This is a genomic window from Ligilactobacillus acidipiscis DSM 15836 (assembly GCF_001435755.1).
GTDB classification, from domain to species: domain Bacteria; phylum Bacillota; class Bacilli; order Lactobacillales; family Lactobacillaceae; genus Ligilactobacillus; species Ligilactobacillus acidipiscis.
Genome location: NZ_AZFI01000292.1, coordinates 1 through 1,131, shown reverse-complemented (window position 1 = coordinate 1,131; position 1,131 = coordinate 1). Strand labels below are relative to the sequence as shown.

The 1,131-nt window shown below is 35.9% G+C and carries 1 protein-coding gene; it reads left to right on the top strand.

Annotation, left to right across the window (positions count from 1 at the left end):
- Positions 1-188: 188 nt before the first annotated feature.
- The gene (cbpA, locus tag FC65_RS10770; RefSeq protein WP_010499634.1) at positions 189-824 is read left to right on the top strand and encodes a cyclic di-AMP binding protein CbpA; all 636 of its coding nucleotides are present in this window, start codon (positions 189-191) and stop codon (positions 822-824) included.
- The last annotated feature ends 307 nt before the right edge of the window (positions 825-1,131 follow it).

Below are 1,131 nucleotides of genomic sequence, written 5' to 3'. Positions count from 1 at the left end.
ACACTAAAAAGTTTAGACCCATTTTCGTCCTCTCTAACACCTGCATCGATAAATTAGCAAGTCATTAAAAACTAGTTTTTGATTTGTACTTCATAAATTTAAAGAACTTGTTTTTATAGTGTTTTAGTTTAACAATGTGTTATCATTAAATTATAATAAATCATTTTTCATAAAAGCGAGGAAATCATATGCTACTCAAAACTTTGATCAAACCAAAAAACGAATTAACTACAGTTCAAGAAGATTTTACCTTGCAACAAGCTTTAGACGTCCTAGAAGACTCTGGCTATCGTTGTGTTCCCATCTTGGACAAAAGTGGAAAAATTTTCCGGGGTAATATTTACAAAATGCATATTTATCGTCACAAATCTCGTGGCGGTGACATGGCTTTACCTGTCACGCACTTGCTAAAGAATGCATCAAAATTTATTTCACTTGACTCTGCTTTCTTCAGTGTCTTCTTTACTATCCGTGACCTGCCTTATATCACTGTGCTTGATGAAAAAAATAATTTTTATGGTATTCTCACACATAACAGACTTCTAGAAATGCTCTCACAATCATGGAATGTTAACATTGGCAGTTACGTTCTTACTGTTGTTTCCAGTGATGAACGGGGCGACTTAGTGGAAATGGCAAAAATCATCACTAAATACACTTCAATTTCAAGCTGTATCACTTTGGACGTTCAAGCTGGCGAACTGGTGCACCGGACGATGTTTACTCTCCCAGCCGATGTTTCTCACGACAAACTAGATAAGATCGTTGCCAATCTTGAGCGTAAGAATTTTAAGGTGCCGGAAATCGAAGATCTCCAGTCCTAATACTTTTTGTGATTGTCACTAACAACAACTACGAGTGCTAATTTATATTTACCAAATAAACACTCAGCCTCCTGAAAATGTTATCAGGGGGCTGCTTTTGATGCCCAAAAAGGCATTTTACTTTTTAATGATGCGGGTCTTCTGAGCACTTTCCCCCAATAAATAGAGGTTAAGATGGTTCTTTAGTGTGCAAAGTGCAATAACAGAAACATAATGATCAAAAATTCTACTCTACTATGTAAGACTTGGTTATTTAAGAGATTTAGAGTACGATCTTCTTGGGACATCATTTATACCTCGCTTTGAT